Raw genomic sequence first — 25,940 nt, forward strand, 5'->3', positions numbered from 1 at the left:
CGAGATCAAAACAAAGTTCATCGATACCGAATGGGTGTGTGATGGACAGACAAAGGTCTGCTCTTGGCTCCCGATGAGATAATCTTTGCACTCGCAGCGAACTTCTGCTTCCCGCCCTTTCTTCCAGTTGTTGCTGATTGCAGTATCGGTCAAAGTGGGCTCTTTCCGGCCGTTAGCTGCGTTTTGCACCAAGGTCCGCACTGAGTATCGTTAATGCTTGAAACAGTTCTCTCTGTGCCAGGTTACAAACTCGGTCCTTGGCCGGTTGGCGAGGCGGTCAGGCACCAAGGTCTTGCCGGACGAGTTGATCATCGATGTCACGGCTTCGATGTCGTTGCTCTGACGTGAAACCAGAATAGTCAGGTCGTCTGCCAACCCAACGAGACCGCGATCAAACATCCAATGCGCAGTTCCGGACAGGGCGAGCCCATTGCTGACGATGTCGGGTCCGTCATGCTCTACAGGTCTGATATGAGCGGCTTCCACCTCAGCGCGACCACCGCCATTGATCAGGCGTAGGCCGGTGATGGCGCAACGCTCGCCGTAGGCGCGCAGGACGTTCTTTCTGAAATTTCGATCGCGAACCGCGCGATTAGTCAGCTGGTTGACGCGTTCCCGTGCAGGCATGTGCTGGAAAGGTGTTTGCGCGTCCTGAAACCCTGGCAACTGCATCGTGTCGCCCACGCGAGGCAGGATGTCCTCATCTCGTCCAAGACCACGTTCGACTATTCGGGCAAAGTCTGCAGCTGAAAGGGTTCTTACTGCGGCTTGCGCGCGTCCAGATATCTTACCCTGATCGTTCAACAACCCTAGTTCGACGATTGAGTTTTCGTCTCGGAATGAAACAGGGTCGCCGAAATCAAGATACGTTCCTGGCTCGATCACCGCCAAGAACATGTCCGGTTTCCGAGGATCCGGAATGATCTCCTGGACCTTTGCGACAGCAAAGTACCCTTTGGTCTCTTTGACTTTGCTTGGCTCCAGGTAGACGATCCAATCCCCTTCGCACTGTTGGGCACGTGAAAGGTATTGCTTGGGAAACTGATACCGCTCCGAGGGAATGTCGTCGTAGATCGAGTCGCTGCGATGGATGAAGATACCGAAGGCCATCGGATCACCCGCGTTGGAGGCGTTCCAGTTTTCGATCGGCCGCGCGTAGGGTCAGCACCGCGCCTGTCAAAAATGGAAGTGCCAAGCCAGCTGCGGCGATGGCAAAAATCAAGATGGCAGCCAAAACCGAGTATTCGGCGGTCTGTTGTGCCAATGATAGTCGACCCAAGCCAATCAGGTAGAAGACGCTGGTTCCCAGGAAGATCAGGTAAAGCGGCCCAAAGGGTTCGATCACCTCACGGCGAGTGCGCTCCAAGACCGAATGCCGCAACATGTTCCAGCGTTTACTTGCCTTGTTCACCAGATTACTCCCTTACCAGCTCGATCCATGTGTGCACGTCATCATCCGTCACTTCACGGCCTTCGATATGCGATTGATACCAACGCGCGACGATGGCCCCGCGCTTCTCACTTTTGACTTTTATGCCCTCGTCGGTGAGGTGCTTATCTAGCGAGCTTTCGATGTGTTTGAGGGCTTCGAAATCATGCCCTGCCCGAATGGATTTGGTGCCCAGAAGTAGCCAGGGTACGTCCACCTCGAACCGCTCACCCATCGCGACCAAGGCTTCTACGGGCATTCCGCGCTGGCCTTTTTCGTAGCTGTGATACGCGCGCGGTGAGACACCGATAGCTTCCGCCATGGCCGCTTGTGAGAAGCCGATTTCATTGCGAGCAATGGTGAGACGGGCACCCATTGCAGCAAAAAGATCAGCATGTTTCTGCGGCATCTGAATTTTCCAATTGACTACTTCGTCGAAATTCGCGAACTTTGCACAAAATGACGAACATTTGCAGTTAATCACATCTGACCACGTCAGAAGGTGCAGAACAAGCGATTCCATGCGTGTCGCTGATTCAACTTTAGCGGACAAGGACGACTGAAATGGCAGAGACTAACTATTCAGACAGCTCTCAGATCCTGGGGCTTGGGAAAACGCCCGCCCAGTGGGTCGAAGTCATGGCCGGGATGGGGATCGATATTTCAGAGCGGACGTTGCGCGAGCGAGCAAATGAGACGGGAGCATTCTATCGCCTTGGGCGGACCATGCTCATCACGCCCGCGCAGATTGATACGATTTTTGAAGGAGGCCAGTCATGCCGCTCCAAATTTACAAGAGGGGCCGTGTCTACTGGGCCAAGGGGTGGGTTGAATACAACGGCAGGCCAATCGCCGGCCCATACCGGCGAAGCACTAAGGCATCTACAGAAGAGGGCGCACGGGACTGGATAAACCATGAGACCGAACGCCAGATCCGTCGCTATGTCGTGGGCGACGAACCGAGCAAGACGTTCTCCGATGCTATCATGCTGTACAACGCGTCCCCCAAAGCAGCGAAGCAGTTGATCCCGATTGTCGAAGCAATTGGCGACCTGTCGTTAGGTGCGATATCTGGCGCGCTACTGAAAAGCCTTGGGCCGAAGCTGAAACCGAAAGCGTCGACCGATACCTGGTGGCGCGAAATCGTGACGCCCGCGAGTGCGGTCATCAACAATGCGCACGAACTGGAGGGGACGCCGCTGATCCGCGTGAAGCCGTACGACAAGTTCGAGCGGATCGCTCAGGACAAGCGGCGAGGGAAGCTAAGTCGTGTTGAGCGCACGCCAGCCGACAAGGAATGGATAGAGGCCTTTTGCCGTGCCGCCGATCCGTACAATGCCGCGCTGGTCCGTTTCATGTTCGAGACGGCCGCGCGGATTGATCAGGCCGTGTCATTGGAGCCTGATGATCTGCGGCCGCTTGAGAATAAAGTCCGCGTGAAAGCGCAGAAGGGCCATCCCGAAAGTTGGATCACCGTCTCACCTCAGATGATGGACGAGCTTCTCGCGTTGCCACCGAAGCGGCCAAAGAACCGTAAGACCGGTAAACTGATGAAACCCCGCGTCTTCGGTTATGGCAGCTCGACAGGCTACAACACGCGCTGGAAGACAATCTGCAAGCGCGCGGGCATCCCTTACCTTTCAGCCCACCCCGCTGGGCGGCACGGTTTCTTCACTGAGCTAGTCGTGCGCCAAGGTGTAGACCCGGTAACCGCAGCCAAGGCTGGCCGCTGGTCAGACCCTAATTTGCCCATGCGCATCTATGCTCACGCAGAGACCGATGAGGCCGACATCAGGGCCCGTTTTCGTACAAACCATGTACAGGATGACACTGTACAAACACCCAACAGTAAGAAATCACAAAAGGAATAGCGCTATGAACGCATCCCTCCTAAGGGGCAGGTTGCAGGTTCGAATCCTGCCGGGGTCGCCAGTTTTCCCAGATTGACGTTCGACATCCAAAGTCCGTTTTTACGACAAAAAACGGTTTTTTTGAATTGCCCTCGAATCTACCTTCCTTTTAGCGCAGTTCTTTCAACAACTTGTGTGTCGTGGATCGGTTCGTTCATTCCGGCCGGGTTCGATGGCGCAACCAACCAGGATGCGTTGACACGCTGCACGTTAGTTGTTCCCTAATCGTTTCACAGGTTCCGGAACCTTTCACACCCATCAGCCCCGCCCGCCCCGGCGGTGTGGACAACGGCGCGGCAAGCCCCGTCGCGCCTCGAAAGGATTCTGCGATGCCCCGTGCCACCACCACGAATCCATTTCATGCGCTGCGTTTCGAAGACGACCTGCCGACGCTGCACGAGGTCGAATGGCGCCTGAAAACATTCCTGCGCGGCCTCCGCAGGCAACGCCAGGCGGCGCAGACCGGTGACGATGAAGGCGCCCGCGACAAGATGGACCAGTTCTTCGACTATCTGAATGAGGCCGAGCGGCGGAAGATCCGGCGTCGCGCGAACTGCTACGTGCAACGGCTGGGCGCCCTGTCTGGTCTGTCTCACCTCAGCGAGGAGAACCGCGCGAAGCTGACGCCCATTCGTGGCGGACTGCCGGTCACCCGCATCACCACCGAACAAGAGGCGGACGAGATCGCGACCGCCTTGCATGCTGAGATGCCCTGGATGGCGCCCGCCACCGAAGCCGTCTGGCACGGGTTGCGGGCCTCGACACGCGAGGGCCTGCCGGGTGTCCGTTTCGCCCCGCTGATCCTGAACGGCCCGCCCGGCATCGGCAAGAGCTTCTGGGCCCGGCGATTGGCCCACCATCTGGAGGTCCCTGCGACTAATATTGATGCAACGGGCAAGCCGGCGTCCTTCGCGCTCACCGGATCCCAGCGCGGCTGGGGTAGCGCCCATGCGGGCAAACTGGTCAACACGGTCCTGAACAACCGGCATGGCGGGCCGCTGGTCATCATCGACGAGATCGAAAAGGCCGACGAGGTCCACTCCAACAAAGGCACGCGGCACACGCTGACTGACGCCCTGCTGCCGCTGCGGGAGCGGATGACGGCGGCGACCTGGGAATGCCCGTTCTTCCAGGTCAAGATGGACATGTCCTGGGTCAACTGGGTGATGACGGCGAACAGCCGGCAGGGCCTGCCAGAACCGTTTCAGAGCCGCTGCGTTGTGCTGGACCTGCCGGACCTGACCACGGGGCAGTTAAGGGACTTCGCCATAAACGAAGCCGCGCGGCGGGGACTCTGGCTGAACCCTCTCGGGACATTGCTGCGCAATGCCCTGCCGGGCAGCAGACGGGTCGTGCGTTCGGCTTCGGCCAGAGCGGCCCAACCACGTCTGGTCCTATGATTACGTCCAAGATCGAACCGCCGATGGGCGGGCCTACCGTACCCTGAACATCATCGACGAATACACCAGTGAGGCGCTGATGATCCGCGTTGATCGCAAGCTCAACTCGACCGACGTGCTGGATGCGCTGACGGACCTTTTCATTCTGCGGGGACCGCCGGAACACATCAGGTCCGACAACGGCCCCGAGTTCATTGCGCAGAAGGTGCAGGACTGGATCGCGGCCGTCGGCGCCAAAACGGCCTACATCGAGCCGGGGTCACCTTGGGAAAACGGCTTCTGCGAAAGCTTCATCGCACGGTTCCGCGATGAACTGCTCAACGGCGAGCTATTCTATAGCCTAAAGGAAGCCAGATTCCTGATCGAGCAATGGCGTGTCCACTACAATACCGTCAGGACACAGTGCACTGGGCTACCGTCCGCCCGCGTCAGAATGCATCGCGCCGGTGGACTAGAGGCCGACGATGAACTAACAATCAGACCGGACCACCCGACGGGGGCACGCCAGGTGCCTTACTTAGACAAGCCACAACACAAGGCAACATGCGATTGATCCGAGGGACAGGCTTCCAACAACCAATTGCAAGTGGAAGCGAGATGCCGGTTGGGCGCTGTGCGCTTCCAATCGGGAATACACGCGGCGGGCGTTCATCCACGCTCCCCAATAGATCAGCAGCGAGATCAACCCAAAAAGAGTGGCTGCGGCTTTCGCCAACCACTCGGGCTCGACGGCGGAAAATACGGCCTTGAGGCCAAGGGCGATGGCCACGCATGCCATCCCGGTTCTCATCCAACCCGCAAACGTGCGCTCATTGGCCAAAATGGTGCGGTCTTCGGCCCAGTCGGTCCGCTCTTCGGCCAAGTTTTGGCTTTTCGTGTTTTTATCAGACATTGCCACCCTTTGGACTGGTCACCAGATCAGAATGTGCAGGCTAGCCTATTTTTCGGCAAGCCTGCACAAGACCTTAAGCGCGCGCAGTTGGATCTCGAAATGCCAAACGCGCCCGGACACCGCGTCAGCTTGATTTGGAGATCGCCCGCAGCATCCAAGCTGCCTGCTCGTGAAATGCCGAACGTTCGGTCGCCAGATCTTCAGTCACGACGTCTTTGCGGCTGCCTGCAAGCTCGGTCAGGGCGTGCAGGCGGTGCGCCACCCGCTCGTGATCAGCAGCCAGATATTCGATCATGCCGGCGGCGGTCAGGTCCCCTTCGCGGTCCTTGATGACCGAGAAATCCAGGATGTCGGACATGCGCGAGGGTGCCAGATGACCCAGCGCGCGGATGCGTTCCGCGATCTCATCAGCAGCGGCGAACATGTTTTCGTACTGTTCTTCGGTCAGCTTGTGGATCGAATAGAACAGCGGGCCTTCCACGTTCCAGTGATACGCATGTGTCTTGAAGGTCAGCCGGTAGGTGTCGGCCAGAACATCAGCCAGACCCTTGGCCAAGGGCGCGGTGTCGCGCACGCCAGTGGAAACGGGGTTTTCGTTCGGGACAACGTTCAATGCGTCGGTCATGACAACTCCTTTTTTCTACTGGGGAAGAAACGCCCAAAGCCTGGCGTTGTTCCACTTTCGACGAAAAAAATCAGGTGACAGTGGGCATTCCGCCGTCAGCCGAATAGTCGACCGATACCCGCAGCAAAGTCGGAACGGCGACGTCGGCAGCCGCCTGCAGCGCAGGAGCAAGTTTGCTGTGGCTTTCGATGTCGTGATAGACCCAGCCAAAGGATCGGGCCAGTGACTCCCAATCGGGGTTGCCGAAGGAAAACTCGCGCGCACCTGGTTGTTTTTCGTCGATCAGACCATAGCCGTTGTCTTCCCAGATCAGAACAGTCACGGGCGCGCACAACCGGGCCGCCGTCTCCATCTCCTGAACGTTCATCAGGAAGTCCCCATCACCGCAAACGGCGATTACCCGACCCTCGTCCAACAGGCGGGCAGCCTCGATCGCTCCGGGCAGCGCAAGGCCCATACCGGCCAGGCCGTTCGGAATGATGATTTGCCCCGCCCGGCGCGCTTGAACCTTGCTGGCTACCCAAAGTTTGTGCAGGCCTACGCCGGACAACAGAACGTCGCCTTCGCGAAGCGTTTCGGAAATCGCCTGACAAATGTTCGACGGCGCGACACAGGCGGCATCGGAAGGTGTTGGCCCACCTTCCAGCGAGGCGTCAATCTTTTGCTGGAGACTTTTGAACCAGCTTTGCGCGGGGCGTTCGGCGGTGGCCTTCGCCAGAACGTCAATGCAGTGCGGAAGATCCCCAGTCAGAGCGGCCTTTACCGGCCAGTCCACATCAACCGCCGAGGCCACGTCCGAGATCTCGAGAACCGGCTTCTTACCGCCCATCGAGATGTTCGAGGTTGGATATTCAACCGGGTCAAACCCGATGGCAATGATCAGATCGCACAGGTCGAAGGCTTCAGACACCAATTCTTTGCCCGGTTGACCGACCGAATGCAGCGAGAGCGGGTGCCCCGGCGGCAAAACTCCTTTGGCCATGAATGTCGTGACGACCGGGGCGGAAAGGCTTTCTGAAAGTGCCCGCACGTCGCTTGCCGTGCCGGATCGGATCACCCCGTGTCCTGCAAGAATCAAGGGCTTTTTCGCCTCGGCCAGCAGGCGCGCTGAACGGATGACCGCATCGGCCGCCGGCCGCACCTCGGCTGTCGGCGGCGCCACGAAAGGTTCGGCCAGAATCGGGACCTCGGCCAGATCCTCGGGCAGGGAAAGATGGACGGCACCGGGCTTGTCGAGCTTGCTCAACCGCACGGCCTCGGCAACGACTTGGGGAATTTCATCCGCGACCATCAGCGTTCGGCTCAACTTGGTGACTGGCGCGAAGAGTGCTTCGAGATCGATGATCTGATGGCTTTCGCGGCCCAGCCTGGACCGCGCACCCTGTCCCGTGAGGGCGATCAGCGGCACATGGTCAAGCGTGGCGTCAGCCACACCGGTGACAAGGTTGGTCGCCCCAGGTCCAAGTGTCGAGAGGCATACCGCAGGGTTCCCCGTCAAACGCCCGTGAACCGATGCCATGAACGCCGCCGATTGCTCGTGCCGGCACAGGACGAAGTCGATGCTCGACTTGTCGATTGCGGCGATCAGATCGGTTGTTTCCTCACCCGGAACACCGAATGCACAGGCCACGCCGTTGGCTTCCAGGCAGGCAACCAGCAATTCGGCGGCGGTTTGGGTATGGACGGCATCTTTCATAGAGCTTTGAACCTCGGGGTACTGTTTCAGGGAATGGGGATGCGCGGGGGCTCACCCACGGATCAGCCGCAAGATCAGCGAACCGATGAACAGGACCAGAAAGATCACGAAAAGGATCTGCGCAATACCGGCCGAGGCCGACGCGATGCCGCCAAACCCGAAGATGCCAGCAACGATAGCAAGTGCGAAAAAGATCAGCGCCCAGGACAACATGGGATTTCCTTTCATTTCTGTGGCTACTGACGGGTTAACGCTTGGAACCCCAGATTGGTTCCGGGTCATTTTGGTGGAACCTTTGACGAGCGCCCGCGTTGGGTCGATGAAAGGAGATCTGACATGACACAGAAAACGGCGAAAAAGGCCCCTCAGGACACTCCGCATGTGGAGATGGCGGCGCGGATCGAAGAAGTGGCCAAGGAGGCCAAATCAGCGTTGGAAGATGGCGTAACCGCAACGCGTGACACGTTGAAGACGGCGCGCGACGAGGCGCAAAAGCAGCTGACACTGACATCCGAGAAAAGTGCCGCATTCGTGCGCGAGAACCCGGGTCTGGCTATGGTCGGAGCGTTGGGCGTGGGTGTCCTGCTGGGCCTCGCGTTGCGCAAGGCGGACCGCGGTTAGAACACGCGATACTTCGCGACCGATATGGGCATCGAGTACGTATTGCCGGCCATGCTCGGCTTGGGTTTGGCCGGTCTACTGATCTGGTTCTTCATCAGGAATCGCTGACAGCGCTATTCGTCACTGCCACGCCAACCAACCCGCCATCCCAAAGGCCCAAAGCGCCTCAGCCGCGCTTTGGGTCTTCTTCTATTTCGGGTTTGATCTGGGCGTAGGCCAGCATCGTGAAGACAGCGGTTCCTCCGATGATGTTGCCGGCCAGAACGGGCAGGAAAAAGCTGAAAACGGCTGCGCCTGGTGGCAACTGCCCCTGAAGCATCAGAACCGCCATTTCCACCGATCCGGCAACGACGTGGGTAAAGTCACCGGCCGCAATCATCCAAGTGAAGATTACGATGACCAGCACCTCGTTGTTCTGTGCCGAAGGCAGCATCCAAACGATCGCCGCAATCAGGATCCCCGCCGGTATTCCGCGCAGAAAGCCAACCCAGGCGCCCATGCCGGTGGCGTGGTGGCTCAGGTCGTTGATGACCGCGACGAGTTGGGGCGACAACACCGGCGTATGGATCAGGAAGGCAGATATCGCAAACGCCCCCAGCACATTGGAACCCAGAACGATTGCCCACAGCCTGGCGGTTTTGGTGAAGCACGCGACGGACGGATTTATCATGGCTGGAACGACGGTCGTTATCGTGTTCTCTGTGAACAACTGCATCCGCCCCAAAATGACCAGGACAAAGCCGAGGGAATAGCCCAGGTTCTCGACCAGGAAGCGCCCGCTGGTTTCGGGCAGATGTGCCCGCAAGATCGCTTCACCCAGCACCGAAAAGCTGATCAGCACTCCAGCGGCAATCCCGGACCAGAACAACGCTTTGGTCGGGCGGTCCAGTTCCTCCTCGCCGTTTTGGCGGATGGTCTCGAATATCAGGCGCGGAGACAGGCCGGACGCTTCTTCGACCGCTTCGCGCTCGCTCTCTTTCTCGACAAGATCTTTTCGCGGCGCGTTGTGTGTATTGGACATTTTGACCCCTTGTATCGACCTTCAAACCCAACGTTCTGCCGGTCGTTTTGGTTCCATTAGGCGCAAAAATCCTCAAGCCTCGTGCGAGAGCTGGGATCACACCCAGATCTTTGTCGGGAACTTTTGGCCACCTATCGCGTTGTGTCCTTGTAGGAACAACGACAAGTAACTCGAAAGGAACTTCGGTATGGTGGAAGTGTATGGCATTGGCGGTCTGATCGTCCTGGTTTTGTCGATCTGGGCCATTATCTCGATCATCGGCTCGTCTGCGACGACCGGTGCAAAAATCCTGTGGGTCCTTTTCGTTCTGTTGCTTCCGGTCGTCGGCTTCATCTGCTGGCTGATCTTTGGCCCGAAGGCAGCGCGCAGCGCGATCTGATCAGCGCGGAGATTGTCGGTACAAAAAAGCGCGGCATCGGCCGCGCTTTTTTTGGTTCAAGGATCTGGGGGGCACAATGCACCCTTCGCCGTCTCACCCAGGATCAGAACCGATCTTCAAGCCGTTCCCACTAAAATCAATGGCTGCGATCTTGCGGGCAAGATCTGCGGCCGTAAAAGGCCGTATCAGTGCCGCACATTCAAATTGCGCTTGCACCTCGGGGGACGGGTCCAACAGCAACAGCGCACTGCCGCGCTCGGCCAACAGCCGCGCGACGGCGTCAAATGACGTCTCACTTCTGCGATAGCTCAGAACGCTCAAGGCCGGGGCGAATTTGGGCTCCTGCCAGAAATGCCTGCCCGCGTGCAGCTCGCGGATATGGACAATGCGATCGGTTGGAACTCCGGGGATGGCGTCACTGATGTCCGCTGCTTCGATAAAGTTTTCCGTAACAATCAAAACATCTGCTACGCTGCGGGAAGAGGCTTCCATAAATACCATCCTGAAATCTGTTCGATGCCACCCTAGGGCAATCCCACAGCGCCGCAATAAACTATGACACAGCAACGAAAAAATTCTCTAATCGCATGTGCGGACTGTCCGCTGAGGCAGATGGACGTCTTCCTGCCGTTCTCGGAAGACGACCTGCGATTCATGCAGAGGTTCAAAACCGGCGAGATGCAGGCCGAACCCGGAACGCAACTGTTCATCGAGGGTGCGAAATCCGCGCATCTGTTCACGGTTCTGAGCGGGATGGGCGTTCGTTATAAAACGCTGGAAAATGGTCGCAGGCAGGTCATCGGCTTTGTGCTTCCAGGCGATCTCGTCGGGCTGCAGGCTGGGGTCATGGGCGAGATGCGGCACTCCGTCGAAGCGACAACCGCGATGCGGCTGTGCGTGTTCAATCGCTCGCGGCTGTTCGAATTATATCAGAACCAGCCTGATCGCGCCTTTGACCTGACATTCCTGGCCGCCGTCGAAGAGCATTTTCTGGGCGACGCCCTGACAACCGTTGGCCAGCGCGGCGCGATCGAGAAGATCGCGTGGAGCCTGCACCGGTTTTACACACGGTCGCAGGCCGTCGGATTGGCTAAAGGCTTGCGGTGTCCGCTGCCCTACCGGCAGCAGGATCTTGCGGATGCGTTGGGCTTGTCTCTGGTTCACACGAACAAGACCCTGCGCCGACTGAAGGATCTCGGCTTGGCCGAGTGGTCCAACAATGTGCTGCAGATTAACGACCTTGAGGGTCTGGCCGAGCTTGGCTTGGTCGAAATCACCGAAGCCGTTCCGCGCCCGCTGATCTAAACGTGGCGGATGGACAGGAATTGAAAAACCGCCGACCGAAAAATCGGCCGGCGGCTTGATCACGAGTTTTGCGACTGAAGAGCCGGTTTACGACCCTTCGTAGGCCGGCATATCCTTCAGCATCTCCTTGTCGGCATGAACGAAGGCATAGGTGGTGTCACCATCGATTTCACGCATCAGCGACACGCGCGAGAAATCGATCAGAACATCCTTTTCCCCCAAGCCGAGGAACCCGCCGACGCCAATCACGGCCCCATCAACCGATCCGTCCATGTCAACGACAACCTCTTCGATCTCACCGATCCACTCTTGCGAGACGTCATAGACGCGCATGCCGGTCAGATCTTTGGCCGGGATGGTGCCTTGGGCAACGGGGACATAGCCCGTGATGTCGATGGTGGTTGGATCAACTGCATCGGCCATCTGTCCGGCTTTTTCGCTGATGTACTCACCAGTTGCTTCGGCTGCCTGGTCGACGTCTTCCGCCGTGTTCCGGGCGGCGTTCTTGATGTCCTGCGCGGTATTGGACAGCGCATCACCGGCTGCCTCGGCTGCCTCTTCCAGGTTCTTGCCGACTTCTTCGACATTCGAGCTTTCTGCATAGGCCGATGCCGACATCACCAGAACGATCGAAGTTGTGGTCAGAAAACGTTTCATAGCTCACTCCTTTGGTCTGTTCTGACCGCATTTCCCGCGGTCTTGTTGAACAAACGAATGACGCCGCGACTTGTTCCCAGAAAAGTGCAAAAATATCTGTTTTAAAAAGAAAAAAAACCGCGCAACTGCGCGGTTTGACAAGCCGTGGTCAGACCTTCAGACCGGGTGCAGCGGATCGGAAGATGTGGACAGAACCATGTAGTGTTCGTCGTCGGGAATATTGCGTAACTCAGCGAACGGAAAACTCAGGATATCTGGTCGCCCGTCGATCAAGAGAAACCGCAGAACCTTGGTGTCAGGGTCGAACTCAATATCCTTTAATTTGCCCAACTCACCAGTAGCGTCAAACACGGGGTTGCTCCGCAACTTCGTAAACCATCGGAAGTTGCTACCAGGTGGCGTGGGTTGCGGGCGTTGGCGGAGAGCGTCATTCAGGACCGCCCCCATCACAACCGGCGCAATCGCGTTGCCGAACGGCCCTACGACCAGGGGCGGCAGGCCTTTGATGTCCACTGCAAGGGGATCTTCGTCTTCTTTGCGCTGGCGAAGGTGATGAAATTGCTGATGGGAAAACGCGCACTCTATCACGCTTGCACCAAGTTCGAGCGTATCGGCGGTGAAAGCCACCGGGTCATTCCCTCCGGCCACGCTCAAATTGACCAAGACGTACTCCAACTCGGTCTGCCCAGCGCTAATAGCGATATCGGAAACGCGACCAATCGCGTGGTCGGTCCCAGCTGGGACAACGGGCTTATTGATGAGGTCAGACAGTTTCATGGCGGTGGAGATTACCTTTGGGGTCTATCTTGGGAGTGCGTGGGGCGCCACCGATTTGACGCCACCACACACAATATGGGCATCCACCTTTGGGCTACATGTCCTTGATCAGGCGATCCACGATTTCCCGAACGTCTTCTTTCGAATCTCCGTATTTCTTTTGGATGATGCCTTCCAGTTGCTCGCGATCGCCGCGGGCTTGCTCGATCTCATCATCGGTCAAATCGCCGAAACGCTCGATCAGCTTGCCTTTGAATTCGGTCCAGCGTCCAAGAATTTGGTCCCAGTTCATCGTAAATTCCTTTCGATTGCTTCGTCGCTGCCAGTGAAACGCACCAAACTCGAACTGGTTCCGGGCACCGGCGATATTTCTGCGTTGGCCCGAAAAATGGGGGTTCGGGCAGATACCGAACTGTGTCTTCAGTGGTGTTCGAACTGGTCTTGGGAACAATCTCGCCTTCCATGCGTTGGGGGAAAGAGACCTCAACACAGGAGATCGAACCATGCCACGTCGAACCGAGACCACGGAGAAAGCAAAAGCCCATGCCCAGGATCTGGCCGGCAAGGTCAAGGACACCGTGACCGCCGAGGCCTCGGCCCGGGCCGAATCGCTGAAGAACAGCGCAGCGCAGGAGGTTGAGAGCGCCGCTCACGCAGCCGACGCAGCTGCCGATGAATTTCCCGACCAATCGGTGCAGCATCAGGTCTTGTCGAGGATTGCGGACAACATGGAAGCTGTGGCTGGGCAAGTCCGCTCTGCCGACTTGGCCAGTATGAGCCGAAAGGTGTCTGATTTCGCCCGCGAAAACCCGCTGTTGTTCGTCGGATCGGCTGCCTTGGCCGGGTTTGCTGCAGCCCGTTTCCTGAGCGCGCGCAATACGGGCGCGGCCCAGTCCGCATCTTTTGGTGCAGATCCTTGGGATATTGATCCGTCGCTGCTGCATGGGACCTCGGTCGATACGTCGGGCCACACCAGCGCGCTGGCGCGGATGAATGGTGGCCGCGATGCATAACCCCAACGATCTGCGATCTGCACCGGGGCTTGTGGCAAACGCGCTCAAACATCTGTCGGGTTTGCTTCAGGCTGAGGTAAAGCTTGCCAAGGAGGAGTTGTCCCGAAACCTGACGCGAGCGGGCTTAGGGCTGGCCTGCATTGGCATTGCTCTGATCCTGTTGATGATCGCGCTGAACCTCATGGCCACAGCCCTGGTCGCGTATGTCGCCGCCAATGGACTGTCGGTGGGTATGGCCTCGTTGCTCGTTGGCGCGGGTTTCGTTCTGGTTGCTGCGTGCCTGGCGCTTTTTGGCCGGTCCCGCCTGTCCGCCACCGCGCTGGTCCCCGAGCAAACCATGAAAAACCTGCAGCGCGACATCGAAGCGATGAAGGAGTCGACCCATGTCTGACCTGACACCTCTTGAAACGCAGATCGCATACGAACGCAGCGCTCTTGCACGCTCGCTGAATGCTCTGTCGGATACGCTGGCACCGCCACGCCTGGCAGACGAGGCGAAATCGACGCTCGAAGCCTATGGCGGGCAGATCGGTGCGCAACTCCGGTCCACGGCTCAAAAAAATCCGGCCGCCTTTGCTCTGCTCGGTGCAGGAGCAGCCCTTTTGGTTGCGGGTCCCGGGTCTGGCGCAAAAATAACTCAATCCCCGCCCCAAGCCGTACCTCCGCAGCAGGCCTTCGACGGGTTTGACCGGCGTGTCGCCGACGCTGACAGCCGCATGAAACAGGAGATGACAGGAATGACTGAAATCAGCCAATCTGCTAGCGTGTTGTCCGCCGCCTTGGAACGTGGTCTGGACAAGCTCTCACCCCAAGCCCGTGCCCGTGTGATCGAAGCGCGCAAGGCCGCAATCGGTGCGCAGCAAGCGGTCGAGAAGCGTGCGCGGAAGGCGGCGAAGGCCTCGCAGACCTTCGTCCATGATCAGCCGCTGGCGGCCGGCGCATTGGCGCTGGGCGTAGGTATTCTGGCTGGCGCTCTGCTGCCCAACACTCGCAAAGAGGACGAGCTGCTGGGCCATCGGCGCGATCAGCTGATGCGTCACGCCCAAAAGGTTTTGAACGAAGAACTGGACAAGCTGCATGCCGCGGCCAATGTACGGCTGGATGACGCGGCAGATCGGGCCTCTGGCGCTTTGCGCAGTCAGTGAAGCGCGCCCATGCCAACTGCTTTCAGCTCTCCATCGGCCTTGCGTGCAATGCTGGCGATCCTGACCGGGATCGCCAGCATCACCGCTTTGTACCTGGCCCGGTCCATCGTCGCTCCGATCACATTCGCTTTGGTTTTGGGGGTCGTGGTCGCCCCGCTTGCCGACAAGCTTGAGAAGGTCGGTTGCCCGCGTGTGATATCCGCCTCGGCACTGCTGTTCGTGACCAGCACCGTCATCGTCGCGGCGTTCCTTCTGCTTGAACCGTTGCTGTCCACGCTGGTCGAACAGTTGCCCGCCATCAAACGCGAGTTGCGCTCTTGGGTCGCCGCGATGTCCGAGTTCATTCGGGGCATCGAAACGCTTGGACGCGAGATCGAGGAAACCGTCGGCGCCGATGGGGCAGCGGAAACGGAGTCCGCCCTTCCGTCAGTGATGGATGCCTTGTGGCTGGCGCCCAATTTCGGATCAAAGATCCTGATTTTCATCGGCACGCTGTTCTTTTTCGTTTTGACCCGGCCCGAGCTCTATGCCGCAGCCGGTCCCCTGAAAGAGCGCCTGTATCTGGCTGACCGCGCGGTCTATCGCTATTTCGCTGCCGTGACGTTGGTCAATATCGGCCTTGGGACTGTTACGGCTGTGGCCTTGGGGCTGATCGGCATCAATGACGCCGTAATCTGGGGGGTGGCCGCCGGCCTTCTGAATTTTGTGCTGTATCTCGGCCCGCTGATGATCCTGACCGGCCTTCTGATCGCCGGTTTAACCCAGTTCGGTGGAGCCGCGGCCCTGTTGCCTCCCCTGGTTTTCCTGGCGATCAATCTTTCTGAAGCACAATTCGTAACACCCGCCTTCGTCGGCCAACGTCTGCAGGTGAATCCGCTGGTCGTGTTCATCGCCATCATCTTTGGGCTTTGGCTTTGGGGGCCGGTCGGCGCCATCGTCGCGCTGCCGATCTTGCTGTGGTTCGGCGTGTTGATGAACCCCAAGGTCATGAGCCCGATCACAACCAGCTAGACGATGTTTTCAGTTATCCCGGGCAGCGGTTGCCGCATGTCGCGCGCAACGTCGGCGTCATGCGGGACGAGGAAGCCGCTGCGCGCTTCGGGGCGCCGCACACCGTTGGCCTGAATCTCTCGCCCCCACCACGCGAACATGGCATCGGGCTCGATCTGTTTGCTCAGATCATCCGAGAACCACCAATGGTCCACCAAGGCTTGCCGCAGAACCGCCACCCGCTGCCGGTCGGTGACCCGAAGGGCGACTTCTGTGTCCCACCGCAAAGACCGTCCGTTCAGGTTGGCGGACCCGACCAAGGCATGATTGTCATCCACCACCAGAACTTTGTTGTGAACGTGAATTATCGGAGACCCGCTCAGAACCTCGGCGCGGTCATCGGCCCCGCTTGCGGAAATCGGCTGGACCGGGGTCGAAAGCGATACACGGTCTTGGAACCCCTGCTGGATGATCTCCAGGCATTTGGCTTGAAGGTCCAACCCGAATTGCGCGTCCAGTCCGTCATGCCCGCCAAAGGCCACTTCCTCGGGTAAAGCTGGCAGAACAAGCACCAGTTTCAGGTCCTGCTTGTTAAGGCCCGCCTCAGCCAGAGCCTCGGCCAATCGAGTCGATCTGAAATACTGGGTCTCGATGTGCAGAAGTTGCCGCGCGGCTTGAAAGGCGGCTATGTGCTCATCCTCGATCTCATGCGCGATGGTCTTTGGCGACAGCCGCCAGAACGCAAACCGGCGCGGGCTGGACAGGGTGCGGCGCAGGTGGGTTGCCTGAGGGTCCGATTGTCCGGTTGCGATTTCATGTTCGAACCGGTCGATATGGCGCGCGGCCTCGGCGGCCTCGGGTCCGCGGACAAGCAACTGAACGTCTGACCAGGTGTTTTTGGCCAGACGATCGTGATCCGGTGTGTCAAAGCGCCTTTCGTTCAAGTCCAATCCGCCGAGGTAGCAGATCTCATTGTCGATCACGGCGACTTTCTGATGGTGCGACACGGTGTGAAGCCGGGGTAACGTGTCCGACCCCAGCCGTACTGCCTGCCGTTCGCGTCGTTCGCGGGACAGCTTCTGAATCCGCTGCGCCTTTTTCCGAAGAACCGCCGGCAACAGCGCGGCCCACGGCAATGCGCCAGCCTGCGCCGGGTGCATGGACACGCGAACGGTCAAGCGCGAGGCGATTTCTTGACCCAGGATTTCCGCCAGCGCAACCGCCTGCCGTTTCGTGCGCCAGCTCAGCTCGTGCAACTCGGTCGCGAAGATCGGATCGAAATCGCTGATGACCAAATGAAACGTTACACCCTTGCGAATGACATGCTCGATCAGGTCAAACCAGGTTTCCCCAATCTGGCGCGCCTCGTCGCTGCGCAGCCGTGTCATGAAATCGAATATCCGAAAACTTGCCTTGATCTGGTGCCGGGCCTCAAGAACCGCTTTTTCCAAGGCGGGCCAGGCTTGCTCGGCCGTGATCAGGACCTCAAAGTCATTCTGCTGCGGCACGGGCATCACCGCTTCTCTCATCCGCAATGGACTGTGGTTCGCTATCCGCTTCTACTTCGGAGATTTCGAACGTCACCTCATACACATAATGCGATGACGTCTCGGTTATGTCTTCGGAACCGTCCAATTGGCGGAGGAAGGCCTGCATCAGCCGCTGACCGATCCCGCCGCTATGGAACATATCCGCACCGTCGTCTGTCTGCCCGCGCGTGTTGAAGATTTTCAGGTGCAGGGTGTTCTCCTCGGGTCGGGTCAATTCCACCGAAATTGTCGGCGGTCCGTTCTGCGGAACGCCTACGTATTTGACCGCGTTCGTCAGTGCCTCGGCCACCAGCATCGACAGCGTGACTGCCTGATCCTGCCCCAGTTCGACAGGCGCGATCCGGCAGTCAACCTCGACCACCTGACCCAGAATTGGCGGTCGATGCGCCAGTTCGGCGACCAAATGTCCGATCAGTGCCTCGGTGTTGATCGTCGTCATCTGCGAGTTCTGGTTCAAGCTCTGGTGCACCATGGCCAGGCCGCGAACCCGACGCTGCAACTGTTCCAGCAAGCGCCGGGCCTCGGTGGTTTCGGCCTTGCGCAAATGCATGTTCATGATCGAAGCGATCAGTTGAAGATTGTTTTTGACGCGATGGTGTACCTCGCGCAACAAGAGCGTTTTTTCGACAAGGTCGCGTTCGTGCTGCGCCTCAGCCTCGCGGATCAACAAGACCATGCGGTTGAATGCAGTCTGTATTTGCTGAAACTCCTGCGGGGCGCCTGCGAGGCTTTCAATCGGGTCGCGCTCGCCCAACGCGAAACGACGCACGGCCGAACGCAAGCTGTCGAGATGCCGGATCACCAATCGATGCAGGCCCCACAAGGCAACTCCCAGACCGGTCACCCACATCAGGATCGGAAAAGCAATGGTCAGGGCAGTGCTGCCTGCACCGACAGAGGCCAGCGCCGCCTCGCGTGGCCAACTGCCAATCACGGCGACTTCGCCCGGAATGATGCTGGCAACTGCAAAAACCCGATCCTCTCCGTCGGCCGTTTTAGCCGAAAATGTTTTGCCGGAACTGGACAGAACCAACAGGTTTTCTTTCGCGGGCGGTAGGAATGGTTTGACCTCATCCAAGCCCACATTTGATGACAGCACTTCTCCGGTCGCGTCGAACAGGGCGATGACCACGTCACTACCAATGTTGCCAACATCCATGGGCGTGCGCGCCAGCGCATGAGGTATCGAGATGGAGACGAACCCCATAAGCTCGGTCCTGTTCATGACCGGCTGGGTTACGATGATCACTGATTGCCCTGTCGCCGCCCCGGCACGACTGACAGAAAAAGTAAGCTGCGGATTTTCCGAGATCTGCCCGAAACCGGGCGCGTCCGACAAATCGATGTCCTTCTCGACGGTCGAGCAGGCCATAATCCCATTTGGCTGGATGAATCCGGCAAATACGAACTCTGGCTGGCGTTCAACGAACCGGCGCATGAGGTCCGAACAAGCGGCATTGTCCAGGCTTCCCTCCGCAAGCGCGGCTGTAAGTCCCGAACTGGCACCAACAGCTTTCTGCAGAAGCTCCCGTTCGCGGGTGGCAGCTTCGATCGTGCGCGCCAAAACCGAGGCCCGAGATCTTTCGTCGGCCTCGGTAATCACAGCGCGTGTCTGCAATACCGCAATCAGCCCCAAAGGCAAAAGCGCCAGGGTGACCAGCGCGGCAAGATAGACGGTCAGGCTGCGCGGTTTCGCACCCATCGATCGTCAGGCCGCCGGTTGCGTCTGAACGATCGCCGCCGTCACCGCATCAGTCAATTCGATGGGTTCGTCATCTTCCAAACCCATCAGTTCGGCCAGTTGCGCGCGGGCCCGGTTCACCCGGCTTTTGATCGTTCCAAGGGCGACGCCACACATCTCGGCAGCTTCCTCATAGGAAAACCCTTGTGCACCGACCAGCACCAACGCTTCGCGCTGTTCATCCGTCAGTTGGTCAAATGCAACCGCAAAATCCTTCAACGCCAGCCGTCCGTCATGGTCGGGCTTTTGCGACAGGCTCTCGGCCATGGCGCCATCCACATCCTCGACTTCGCGCTTGCGCTTGCGGTGCAACGAAAAATAGGTGTTCCGGACGATGGTGAACAACCACGCCCGCATGTTGGTGCCTTCCTGGAACGAGTCGATATTGCTCCATGCCTTGATCAATGCATCCTGCACGATGTCATCGGCCGTGGCCCCGTTTCGGCACAGGCTGATCGCAAAGGCACGCATCGCACCAATATGTTCGACAAGCTCTTCTCGCGGATCAACCATCCGAGCCTCCCGTGTCACCGCTTTTGGGAACACTGGTCTGATTGCGAAGTTTTTCAAGAAGATCGACGAATCGATCCGGAACCGGTTCGTTGGCTACCTCATCGAAAGCCCGCTTGAGGTTCTCGTCGATCCTTTGCTCTATTTCTTGCCGATGGCTTCGGCTTGGCTGTGGTTTTGTCATGGCATCATCAAAAATTTTTACTTTTGCTGGAACCATAACGCCCCAGTATGCGTTTGGTTCCCGAGTTTAGAGAAAAAAATGAGGAAAACATAGATGACCGAGCTGACCGGAGTTTCCGTCGCAGATAAAATTGGCCCGCTCTTGCCGTTTCTGCGCCGTTATGCCCGTGCCCTCACCGGCTCACAGGACAGTGGCGACGCCTACGCCGCTGCATCGCTTGAAGCGATCCTTGCAGATCCCGCCCAGTTCGATGCCGATCTCGCGCCGCGGGTCGCGCTGTTTCGTGTTTTTCACGGTATCTGGTCAACGTCGGGAATGCCCGTTGACGCCGATGGCGGCAGTTCTGACATTCAATCGCGCGCTCACGCCCAGTTGGCACGCCTGACGCCCAATACGCGCGAGGCCTTGCTGCTGCGCACGGTCGAAGAGTTCTCGGTCAGCGATATCGCCGCAATCATGCAGATAGAACCCGCCGAGGCTCAGAAGCTGATCGATATCGCCTACGAGGAAATGGCCCGCCACACTTCTGGGCGCATTTTGATCATCGAAGATGAAGCAATCATCGCGATGGATCTTGAAACGATGGTGACCGACCTGGGCCACCGGGTCACAGGGGTCGCACGCACCGAGACGGCCGCCATTGACTTGGCCGAGCGCGAGCCGTTCGACCTGATCCTGTCGGACATTCAACTGGCGGACAAGTCCAGCGGAATCGATGCCGTGAACCGCATCATTGCCCAGCACGGCGATTGCCCCGTCATTTTCATCACCGCCTTCCCCGAGCGCCTACTGACGGGCAAAGGGCCCGAACCGGCCTTTTTGATTTCCAAACCCTACACCGAAGAACAGGTCAAATCGGCCGTCAGCCAGGCCATGTTCTTTGCCTCTAGCGCCGTGATCGAGGTCTGACGCGGCAGGACCGCGCTGCAAGAAAAAACTCAGGCGATGAAACACGAGGAACACCATGGAAAACGAGATTGCACAGACCGCAGAGACCGTGACGAACACCGTTTGGGCCAAACTGTCACAAGTTCTGAATACCGAGCTGTATGACGGGAAATCGCTGAGCGACCTGCTGACGCTCGAGGCCCTTCTTGGCCTCGTCGCGAACGCGATCGCGGCGCTGATTCTATTGGTTCTTGGGATTGTGATTTCAAGATATGTCGGCCGGAAGATCCGGGGCGTCGGTGAAAACTCGGAACGTCTGGACGACACGCTTTTCAACTTTCTTGGCAATCTGGCGCGCTATACGATCCTGGCGTTTACAGGGCTGTTCATTCTGAATACGTTTGGGGTGCAGACGACGTCGATCATCGCGCTGATCGGTGCCGCGGGTTTGGCCATTGGTCTTGCCCTGCAAGGCACATTGTCCAACGTTGCAGCCGGCGTGATGATCATCCTGTTCCGACCGCTCAAGATCGGCGATTTCGTTGACGTGAATGGCGTGCTCGGAACCGTAAAAGATATCACCCTGAACTACACCGAAATTGCGGATATGGGGAACGTCAAGGTTATCGTTCCCAACGCCGAGGTGTGGGGAAACACCATCAAGAACTATTCCGTCTACGAGACCCGTCGTGCCGAGTGGACGTTCGGCGTTGGATACGGCGTCAACTTGGCGGAGGCCGAGCGCGTCATTCGCGAGACGATCATGTCGGACGCCCGTTCGCTGGCTGATCCCGAACCGTTCATCCAGGTGAACAATCTTGGCAGCAGCAGCGTCGATTTTCTTGTCCGCGTGTGGTGCAAGTCTTCGGACTACTTCCAATACCAGGCGGACATGAAGCGCAAAGTCAAAGAGGCGCTGGACGAAGCCGATATCAATATTCCGTTCCCAACCCGCACGCTGCTGATCGAAGACGTCGAGAGACGGCAAGAGAAGGCGATCGCGGCAGAATAACCTTGACTGTTGAACCTGGGGTCTGAAGCCAGAGCTCATCGGACAGATGTAGCGTTTTGAGCAATTGAGATGCGATCATCGGCTGGGACGCTGCAATGATTGCAGCGACTGAAACAACAAAATGGGATGGCCATGAACTTACTATGTGAGACTGGATGTATCTGGTGAAAAAACTGCTACTTGCGTGATCGACGAGACCAGGGTCGTTGAGAAGGAACTCTCGTCGCAAAGCCTGTCAATGAGCATTCAATACTGACCGGGTTTTGGAGCGCGCCCCTTTTTGCTCCGAAATTGAAACAGGCCGCTACAGTCATATCCGATTTCCTGGAAAGTTGAGAGGCAGAGCCTGCAGTAGAGCCGCAATGTGGCTTGCTGCAGGCAATCAAACGGGCCGTTTTGCAACTTTTTTGCGCAACGACCGCCAGGTGCCGGATACTCCGCAAAATCGCTGCTTTGGCTGTCCTTGGCAGCATGCGCAGCGAATGGCAGCGAGAATCACAGGTTCTTGGGTCGTGCAGCGAGCGGCGATTTGGGTCTGGCCCAGTTGTGTTTCAACGCCAACACGTCACGACAGCCGATAGAAAGACCGTGAGACATCGGTCTTGTCGGGTTTCAACGCGCTGCCAGTCTTTTTGTCTGCCGAACGTTTTCGCGCGGCACGGATCGCCGCATATCGGATTTCACACGCGACTTGCGCTTTTTGCGGCCCGGGATACAGGCGCGTATCCCGTTGCCTATCAACGCGCCTGTAAATCAGAGACAGGCAAATCCTTTGACTGAATTGTCCAGCGCAATTTTGGGGATTGCCGCCAATTGGTCACTGCACCGAATGGAAGGTGAGGCCGTCGCCTAGCCGGAGCCCAAAATCGCTTCAATCTTTGACAGGGTTGCGGAGTTCACTGCGACACCCGCTTCGCTTGACGAAAGCCGGCTCTTGCGGCGGCCATCACCGGGCAGATGCGCGCCGTCCTGAGATCTGATCGACTCAACCAGAGTTGCCATGGCATTTGAAAACAAACCTGCAGAGGACGCCACGGGATCAATCGCAATGAAGAACTGCCCTGTCTTCGGGGGGCCACCGGCCGTTCCGGAAAAAGGCGATGCGTTCAACCCAAGTGTCGATCCGGTAAGGGCAGCGGCCATGACTTCGGTCAGCAAAGCAACACCCACGCCCTTGTAGCCGCCCGAGGGGGCCATGCTGCCTTTCAAACCAACGTCAGGGTCGGTTGTCGGGTTGCCGTCAGCGTCCAGCGCCCATCCGACAGGAATGGCCTTGCCTTCTCTTGCATGCTTCATCACTTCGCTTTTGGCGATGGTGCTGGCGCTTTGATCTATCAGCAGCGCGGGTTGACCATCCGTACCCGGTGCAGCGATCGAGAACGGATTGGTCCCAACAACAGGTTTCGATCCGCCCGAGGGTGCGATGGATGCTGGCGCATTGGTGAACCCCAATCCGACCAGCCCTGCCTGGGCCAGCCGATACGTGTGATAGCCCAGCACACCGCAATTGTAGCTGTTTGTAATCGCCAATGCGGCGATGCCCTGTTCCCGTGCCGCAGGGATCAGCGCCTCGAAACCCAGATCGATGGCCGAATGTGCAAACCCGGTTTTGGCATCGACGCGGATGAGGCCCGGACGCGGGGTTTCAAGGGCCGGTTTTGCGTGACCGTCCACCTTGCCGCATTGAACATGCTCGCAATAGATCGGGATATACGCCAGCCCATGGCTGGCCACGCCGTCCGCTTCGGTCGCGGCTGTGGCAACAGCCAGAGGGCGCGCGTTTTCTTCGCTTGTGCCGGCGGCAACCAGCGCATTGAATGACAGCTCTTCGATTTCGGCAAGCGAGAGGGTTCTGGTTTCGGTCATCGGGTGGTCCTTCAATCGTTGTCTGACAAGCCTGCACCAGCGCCAAGCAGCCGGGATTCTTCAGTTGCGGGGGCATAGGTGCGATGCGCCACAGTGTTGAGGAATTGCCACGCCCCCGGATCCGGTTCAGCGCGGCTGTGCAAGGAACGGGTGGGTCTGTTGCGGCCGGTTTCGGTTATCCCTACGCGGTTTGCCTTGTCCATTCCGAAATCTTCACAGCTGAGATGGACACCATCAGTGGTCGCGGAAACCCCGTCCAAAGTGATTTCCACAGTCGATTTCCGCTTTTTCGCCATGGTGGCGACAAAGGGCAGCAACAGAAGAGGTGCGGCAACATTGGAAATCAGAACTTTGCCTTGCGACAGGGCGTCCGGGCAATCTGATAGCGCCGATCCGGTCATAAGGGGGCACAGATCCCGGGCGCCGGCCCACATGCCGTCCCGGGCCGCTGGGATGTGATGTTCCAGGTGCGGCGCAAATTCTAGCTCAAGCAACTGGGACAGGATCGCAGGCCCGTCAAACCCCTGGACGCACAGCCATCGGGTTGCTTTCGCGGCCTCCTCCGCCACACCCCAGGCATATCCAGCCCCACGGGTTGCGCGTTTGGCGGTGGCTTCCACTTCGTTCAACGAGAAGGTCATTGCACAACCTCCGGATAAACCCAAAGATCGGCGTTCGCGGTGTTCAGCTCTTCCGGGTAGGGCGCGCCCGCATACATGCAGATACGCACCCACCGATCCGAACGCGGGTCGAAATGCGTCGCCCCAAAGAAGGACAGCTTGGCGCGCAGCATATCAATGGGCATCACCTGCGCGCTGATCGTGTTGTCTCGAATTTCACCGTAGGGAGCGATACGGCTGATTTGCGCGCGGCGCACGCTGTGGCGGTGTTCCGGATGGCGCAACAGAAACTCTGCTATCGGAGCGTCATCAGGCCAGTTCTGCAACGCTTCGAAAGCCAAGGTTGCATCCCGCGCCGGTGCAAGAGGTTGTTCATAATCCGAGATCGGCTCCTCGAACCGCTCGCCCAGTCGGGGTTCCAGCTTTTCTTCGGATACGTACCAGGCCCGCGCGCAGTTTTCGGCGGCGGCCCAATCAAGGTTCAAAGCCCAGTCAAAACTGTTCCGGATCAAAGCGCGCACCGCTGATACCGGCATGGTCCCATCAATCACCTGTGCAGAGGCGTCGGTGTCTGCCATGCAGCTCGCAAGCCCGTCAACAAGCGCGCCATAAGGTTCAAGGATCAAAGAGGCCAGCAGCTCCTGACCTTCTTCGGTCAGCGCGGCTTCGGACCAAAGGATCAGTCGGTTCCAGGGGTGATCCTGTGTCAGATCATCCTTGGCCAGGTATTTCTCGATTTCTTGCAGATCCGAATTCAGCGCCGCCAGCTTTTCCATCTGCACCGGGTGTTCAGATCGCCACCAGGCGATTGACTGTTTGCAGCGTGCAAAGACATCGCAAAAGACATGTGCTTCATCTTCCGAAGCCGCATCAATGGACCGAACGCGCGAGATCGCCTCCTCGCGCACCATGATCCAGTTGTTGAACAGCACCGGGTGATTGACGATGAACGGCGCCATACCCAGGCCGGTCGAATTCCCGATGCCCAGCCAGCGCGCGATTTCTGGATCAAGCTCTGCGGTCTGGTCTTGGCCTTTGACCCGCGCCATGTGCTGCACCAGATCGCGCACAAAGGCGCGGGTCAGATAGACCGACAGCATCTCGATCTGGAACGGACCGCTGACTTCGGCCCGGCCGGCTGTCTTTTCGCGGTCCGCCGCGCCGAATTTGCCCGAACCATAAACGGCCGTGGTCCGCATCAGATAGCCGACCTTGTAGATCTGTTCGAGGTCGGGTTGCCGCCCCGCAGCAAGCTGATCCACCACATGAGCCCAAAGCCGCACGGAACGGTTCGCCCGCGACAGGGACAGTTCGGCTTCGCTGACGCGTCCGGCTTCTTGCAACGGAACATTCTGCGACAGACGGTCGATATCCTCTGACGTTGGAATGCCGTCAAACAAGGTAAAGGTGGCATCCCAGGCCTCGGCAATCACCCGGTCCGATCGTTGATCGGGTGGCAGGTCATGGGCAAAAGCGACCAGCGAATAAGCCCGATCGGGGCCTTGCGCAGTATAGACCGCATGGCCCACACCCTTGTTGTCAATTTCGAACGCGGGGCGCGAAAAGCTCCAGTTTTCCTCGGCCATGCGACGCGTCAGCTGCCGCATAAAGCTGAGCCGACATTGGTGCAACGATCCCAAACGTGACAGCCGCATGACCGTGGATGGGTCACGTCTGGCGATCTCTGTCTGCGCGTGTGGTTCCATTTG

At 58.4% G+C, this 25,940-nt stretch carries 30 protein-coding genes and 2 pseudogenes; 12 read left to right on the top strand and 20 right to left on the bottom strand.

The window, feature by feature from the left end; all coding sequences use genetic code 11:
* Nucleotides 1–210: 210 nt before the first annotated feature.
* From GS605_RS11395 to GS605_RS11405, 3 genes are read right to left on the bottom strand one after another with little or no spacing between them, the layout of a single operon-like run.
* Nucleotides 211–1,110, bottom strand: a complete 900-nt coding sequence (locus GS605_RS11395; RefSeq protein WP_171724062.1) for an HNH endonuclease — start codon at nucleotides 1,108–1,110, stop codon at nucleotides 211–213.
* A gap of 4 nt (nucleotides 1,111–1,114) precedes the next feature.
* Complete coding sequence (locus GS605_RS11400) at nucleotides 1,115–1,411, bottom strand: hypothetical protein (RefSeq protein WP_171724063.1); 297 nt, start codon at nucleotides 1,409–1,411, stop codon at nucleotides 1,115–1,117.
* Between the two features lie 4 nt (nucleotides 1,412–1,415).
* Nucleotides 1,416–1,952 (bottom strand): helix-turn-helix domain-containing protein, encoded by a 537-nt coding sequence (locus tag GS605_RS11405; RefSeq protein ID WP_253283290.1) that lies wholly within the window; start codon nucleotides 1,950–1,952, stop codon nucleotides 1,416–1,418.
* 253 nt (nucleotides 1,953–2,205) lie between these two features.
* On the opposite strand from GS605_RS11405, the gene GS605_RS11410 reads away from it, so the two are divergent.
* The 3 genes and pseudogenes from GS605_RS11410 to GS605_RS11420 form a co-directional block, all read left to right on the top strand.
* On the top strand, nucleotides 2,206–3,300 hold the full coding sequence (locus tag GS605_RS11410) for a tyrosine-type recombinase/integrase (RefSeq protein ID WP_171724064.1): 1,095 nt from the start codon (nucleotides 2,206–2,208) through the stop codon (nucleotides 3,298–3,300).
* A gap of 368 nt (nucleotides 3,301–3,668) precedes the next feature.
* Complete coding sequence (locus GS605_RS11415) at nucleotides 3,669–4,739, top strand: AAA family ATPase (protein WP_171724065.1); 1,071 nt, start codon at nucleotides 3,669–3,671, stop codon at nucleotides 4,737–4,739.
* Nucleotides 4,684–5,194: pseudogene (locus GS605_RS11420) on the top strand (integrase core domain-containing protein); the annotation flags it as partial. The gene GS605_RS11415 and the pseudogene GS605_RS11420, both read left to right, overlap by 56 nt.
* Before the next feature lie 62 nt (nucleotides 5,195–5,256).
* Here the strand turns inward: GS605_RS11420 and GS605_RS11425 are convergent.
* The 4 genes from GS605_RS11425 to GS605_RS11440 all read right to left on the bottom strand — a co-directional run bounded on the left by GS605_RS11425 (nucleotide 5,257) and on the right by GS605_RS11440 (nucleotide 8,165).
* Entirely contained in the window at nucleotides 5,257–5,631 is a 375-nt protein-coding gene (locus GS605_RS11425) for a YidH family protein (protein WP_171635494.1), read from the bottom strand.
* A 124-nt stretch (nucleotides 5,632–5,755) separates the two neighbouring features.
* Nucleotides 5,756–6,256 (bottom strand): Dps family protein, encoded by a 501-nt coding sequence (locus GS605_RS11430; RefSeq protein WP_171724066.1) that lies wholly within the window; start codon nucleotides 6,254–6,256, stop codon nucleotides 5,756–5,758.
* 70 nt (nucleotides 6,257–6,326) lie between these two features.
* On the bottom strand, nucleotides 6,327–7,952 hold the full coding sequence (locus GS605_RS11435; RefSeq protein ID WP_171724067.1) for an acetolactate synthase large subunit: 1,626 nt from the start codon (nucleotides 7,950–7,952) through the stop codon (nucleotides 6,327–6,329).
* A gap of 51 nt (nucleotides 7,953–8,003) precedes the next feature.
* Nucleotides 8,004–8,165, bottom strand: a complete 162-nt coding sequence (locus GS605_RS11440) for a DUF1328 domain-containing protein (RefSeq protein ID WP_093961673.1) — start codon at nucleotides 8,163–8,165, stop codon at nucleotides 8,004–8,006.
* A 123-nt stretch (nucleotides 8,166–8,288) separates the two neighbouring features.
* On the opposite strand from GS605_RS11440, the gene GS605_RS11445 reads away from it, so the two are divergent.
* A complete protein-coding gene (locus GS605_RS11445) occupies nucleotides 8,289–8,573 on the top strand; it encodes a hypothetical protein (protein WP_171635497.1) in 285 nt (94 codons plus the stop codon).
* Nucleotides 8,574–8,739: 166 nt separating this feature from the next.
* On the opposite strand, the gene GS605_RS11450 is transcribed toward GS605_RS11445, so the two are convergent.
* A complete protein-coding gene (locus tag GS605_RS11450) occupies nucleotides 8,740–9,594 on the bottom strand; it encodes a formate/nitrite transporter family protein (RefSeq protein ID WP_171724068.1) in 855 nt (284 codons plus the stop codon).
* Between the two features lie 187 nt (nucleotides 9,595–9,781).
* On the opposite strand from GS605_RS11450, the gene GS605_RS11455 reads away from it, so the two are divergent.
* Entirely contained in the window at nucleotides 9,782–9,973 is a 192-nt protein-coding gene (locus GS605_RS11455; RefSeq protein WP_171172676.1) for a PLDc N-terminal domain-containing protein, read from the top strand.
* A gap of 93 nt (nucleotides 9,974–10,066) precedes the next feature.
* On the opposite strand, the gene GS605_RS11460 is transcribed toward GS605_RS11455, so the two are convergent.
* Nucleotides 10,067–10,465, bottom strand: coding sequence for a hypothetical protein (locus GS605_RS11460; protein ID WP_171724069.1), 399 nt, complete (start codon nucleotides 10,463–10,465; stop codon nucleotides 10,067–10,069).
* A 63-nt stretch (nucleotides 10,466–10,528) separates the two neighbouring features.
* Here GS605_RS11460 and GS605_RS11465 point away from each other — a divergent pair, with 63 nt between their 5' ends.
* Nucleotides 10,529–11,278: a Crp/Fnr family transcriptional regulator gene (locus GS605_RS11465; protein ID WP_171635504.1), complete on the top strand. Its 750-nt coding sequence runs from the start codon at nucleotides 10,529–10,531 to the stop codon at nucleotides 11,276–11,278.
* An 87-nt stretch (nucleotides 11,279–11,365) separates the two neighbouring features.
* Here the strand turns inward: GS605_RS11465 and GS605_RS11470 are convergent, their stop codons facing one another.
* The 3 genes from GS605_RS11470 to GS605_RS11480 all read right to left on the bottom strand — a co-directional run bounded on the left by GS605_RS11470 (nucleotide 11,366) and on the right by GS605_RS11480 (nucleotide 13,004).
* Nucleotides 11,366–11,935 carry a PRC-barrel domain-containing protein gene (locus tag GS605_RS11470; RefSeq protein ID WP_171635506.1) on the bottom strand — a complete coding sequence of 190 codons (570 nt, stop codon included), beginning with the start codon at nucleotides 11,933–11,935 and terminating at the stop codon, nucleotides 11,366–11,368.
* 156 nt (nucleotides 11,936–12,091) lie between these two features.
* A complete protein-coding gene (locus GS605_RS11475) occupies nucleotides 12,092–12,712 on the bottom strand; it encodes a PRC-barrel domain-containing protein (RefSeq protein ID WP_171724070.1) in 621 nt (206 codons plus the stop codon).
* A 94-nt stretch (nucleotides 12,713–12,806) separates the two neighbouring features.
* Entirely contained in the window at nucleotides 12,807–13,004 is a 198-nt protein-coding gene (locus tag GS605_RS11480) for a CsbD family protein (protein ID WP_171116905.1), read from the bottom strand.
* A 211-nt stretch (nucleotides 13,005–13,215) separates the two neighbouring features.
* Between GS605_RS11480 and GS605_RS11485 the strand changes: the two genes are divergently transcribed.
* Genes GS605_RS11485 through GS605_RS11500 form a run of 4 tightly spaced genes read left to right on the top strand, consistent with a single transcriptional unit; the run spans nucleotide 13,216 to nucleotide 15,881 of the window.
* The gene (locus tag GS605_RS11485; RefSeq protein WP_171724071.1) at nucleotides 13,216–13,725 is read left to right on the top strand and encodes a hypothetical protein; all 510 of its coding nucleotides are present in this window, start codon (nucleotides 13,216–13,218) and stop codon (nucleotides 13,723–13,725) included.
* The gene (locus GS605_RS11490) at nucleotides 13,718–14,116 is read left to right on the top strand and encodes a phage holin family protein (RefSeq protein WP_171724072.1); all 399 of its coding nucleotides are present in this window, start codon (nucleotides 13,718–13,720) and stop codon (nucleotides 14,114–14,116) included. Before GS605_RS11485 ends, GS605_RS11490 begins: the two co-directional genes overlap by 8 nt.
* Nucleotides 14,109–14,870: a DUF883 family protein gene (locus tag GS605_RS11495; RefSeq protein WP_171724073.1), complete on the top strand. Its 762-nt coding sequence runs from the start codon at nucleotides 14,109–14,111 to the stop codon at nucleotides 14,868–14,870. The genes GS605_RS11490 and GS605_RS11495 overlap by 8 nt, the downstream gene beginning before the upstream one ends.
* A gap of 9 nt (nucleotides 14,871–14,879) precedes the next feature.
* Nucleotides 14,880–15,881, top strand: coding sequence for an AI-2E family transporter (locus GS605_RS11500; RefSeq protein WP_171635518.1), 1,002 nt, complete (start codon nucleotides 14,880–14,882; stop codon nucleotides 15,879–15,881).
* Here the strand turns inward: GS605_RS11500 and GS605_RS11505 are convergent.
* From GS605_RS11505 to GS605_RS11520, 4 genes are read right to left on the bottom strand one after another with little or no spacing between them, the layout of a single operon-like run.
* Nucleotides 15,878–17,374: a phospholipase D family protein gene (locus tag GS605_RS11505; RefSeq protein ID WP_171724074.1), complete on the bottom strand. Its 1,497-nt coding sequence runs from the start codon at nucleotides 17,372–17,374 to the stop codon at nucleotides 15,878–15,880. The two genes, GS605_RS11500 and GS605_RS11505, sit on opposite strands and share 4 nt — an antisense overlap.
* The gene (locus tag GS605_RS11510; RefSeq protein WP_171724075.1) at nucleotides 17,352–19,112 is read right to left on the bottom strand and encodes a sensor histidine kinase; all 1,761 of its coding nucleotides are present in this window, start codon (nucleotides 19,110–19,112) and stop codon (nucleotides 17,352–17,354) included. The genes GS605_RS11505 and GS605_RS11510 overlap by 23 nt, the downstream gene beginning before the upstream one ends.
* Before the next feature lie 6 nt (nucleotides 19,113–19,118).
* Nucleotides 19,119–19,664, bottom strand: a complete 546-nt coding sequence (locus tag GS605_RS11515; protein ID WP_171635524.1) for an RNA polymerase sigma factor — start codon at nucleotides 19,662–19,664, stop codon at nucleotides 19,119–19,121.
* Nucleotides 19,657–19,881, bottom strand: a complete 225-nt coding sequence (locus tag GS605_RS11520) for a NepR family anti-sigma factor (RefSeq protein ID WP_245218085.1) — start codon at nucleotides 19,879–19,881, stop codon at nucleotides 19,657–19,659. The genes GS605_RS11515 and GS605_RS11520 overlap by 8 nt, the downstream gene beginning before the upstream one ends.
* 57 nt (nucleotides 19,882–19,938) lie before the next feature.
* On the opposite strand from GS605_RS11520, the gene GS605_RS11525 reads away from it, so the two are divergent.
* Both GS605_RS11525 and GS605_RS11530 read left to right on the top strand, forming a co-directional pair.
* Complete coding sequence (locus GS605_RS11525) at nucleotides 19,939–20,754, top strand: response regulator (protein WP_171635526.1); 816 nt, start codon at nucleotides 19,939–19,941, stop codon at nucleotides 20,752–20,754.
* Between the two features lie 55 nt (nucleotides 20,755–20,809).
* Nucleotides 20,810–21,745, top strand: a complete 936-nt coding sequence (locus tag GS605_RS11530) for a mechanosensitive ion channel family protein (RefSeq protein ID WP_171635528.1) — start codon at nucleotides 20,810–20,812, stop codon at nucleotides 21,743–21,745.
* A gap of 551 nt (nucleotides 21,746–22,296) precedes the next feature.
* Here GS605_RS11530 and GS605_RS21060 read toward each other — a convergent pair.
* From GS605_RS21060 to GS605_RS11545, 4 genes and pseudogenes are all read right to left on the bottom strand, one after another.
* Nucleotides 22,297–22,498 (bottom strand): annotated as a pseudogene (locus tag GS605_RS21060) (IS5/IS1182 family transposase); the annotation flags it as partial.
* A gap of 96 nt (nucleotides 22,499–22,594) precedes the next feature.
* Nucleotides 22,595–23,611 carry an Ldh family oxidoreductase gene (locus GS605_RS11535; RefSeq protein WP_171724076.1) on the bottom strand — a complete coding sequence of 339 codons (1,017 nt, stop codon included), beginning with the start codon at nucleotides 23,609–23,611 and terminating at the stop codon, nucleotides 22,595–22,597.
* Between the two features lie 11 nt (nucleotides 23,612–23,622).
* A complete protein-coding gene (locus GS605_RS11540; RefSeq protein WP_171724077.1) occupies nucleotides 23,623–24,252 on the bottom strand; it encodes a DUF3726 domain-containing protein in 630 nt (209 codons plus the stop codon).
* Nucleotides 24,249–25,937, bottom strand: a complete 1,689-nt coding sequence (locus GS605_RS11545; protein WP_171724078.1) for a hypothetical protein — start codon at nucleotides 25,935–25,937, stop codon at nucleotides 24,249–24,251. Before GS605_RS11545 ends, GS605_RS11540 begins: the two co-directional genes overlap by 4 nt.
* Nucleotides 25,938–25,940 lie beyond the last annotated feature (3 nt).

Origin of the sequence: Ruegeria sp. HKCCD7559, from assembly GCF_013110575.1 — a bacterium.
Taxonomy (GTDB): domain Bacteria; phylum Pseudomonadota; class Alphaproteobacteria; order Rhodobacterales; family Rhodobacteraceae; genus Ruegeria.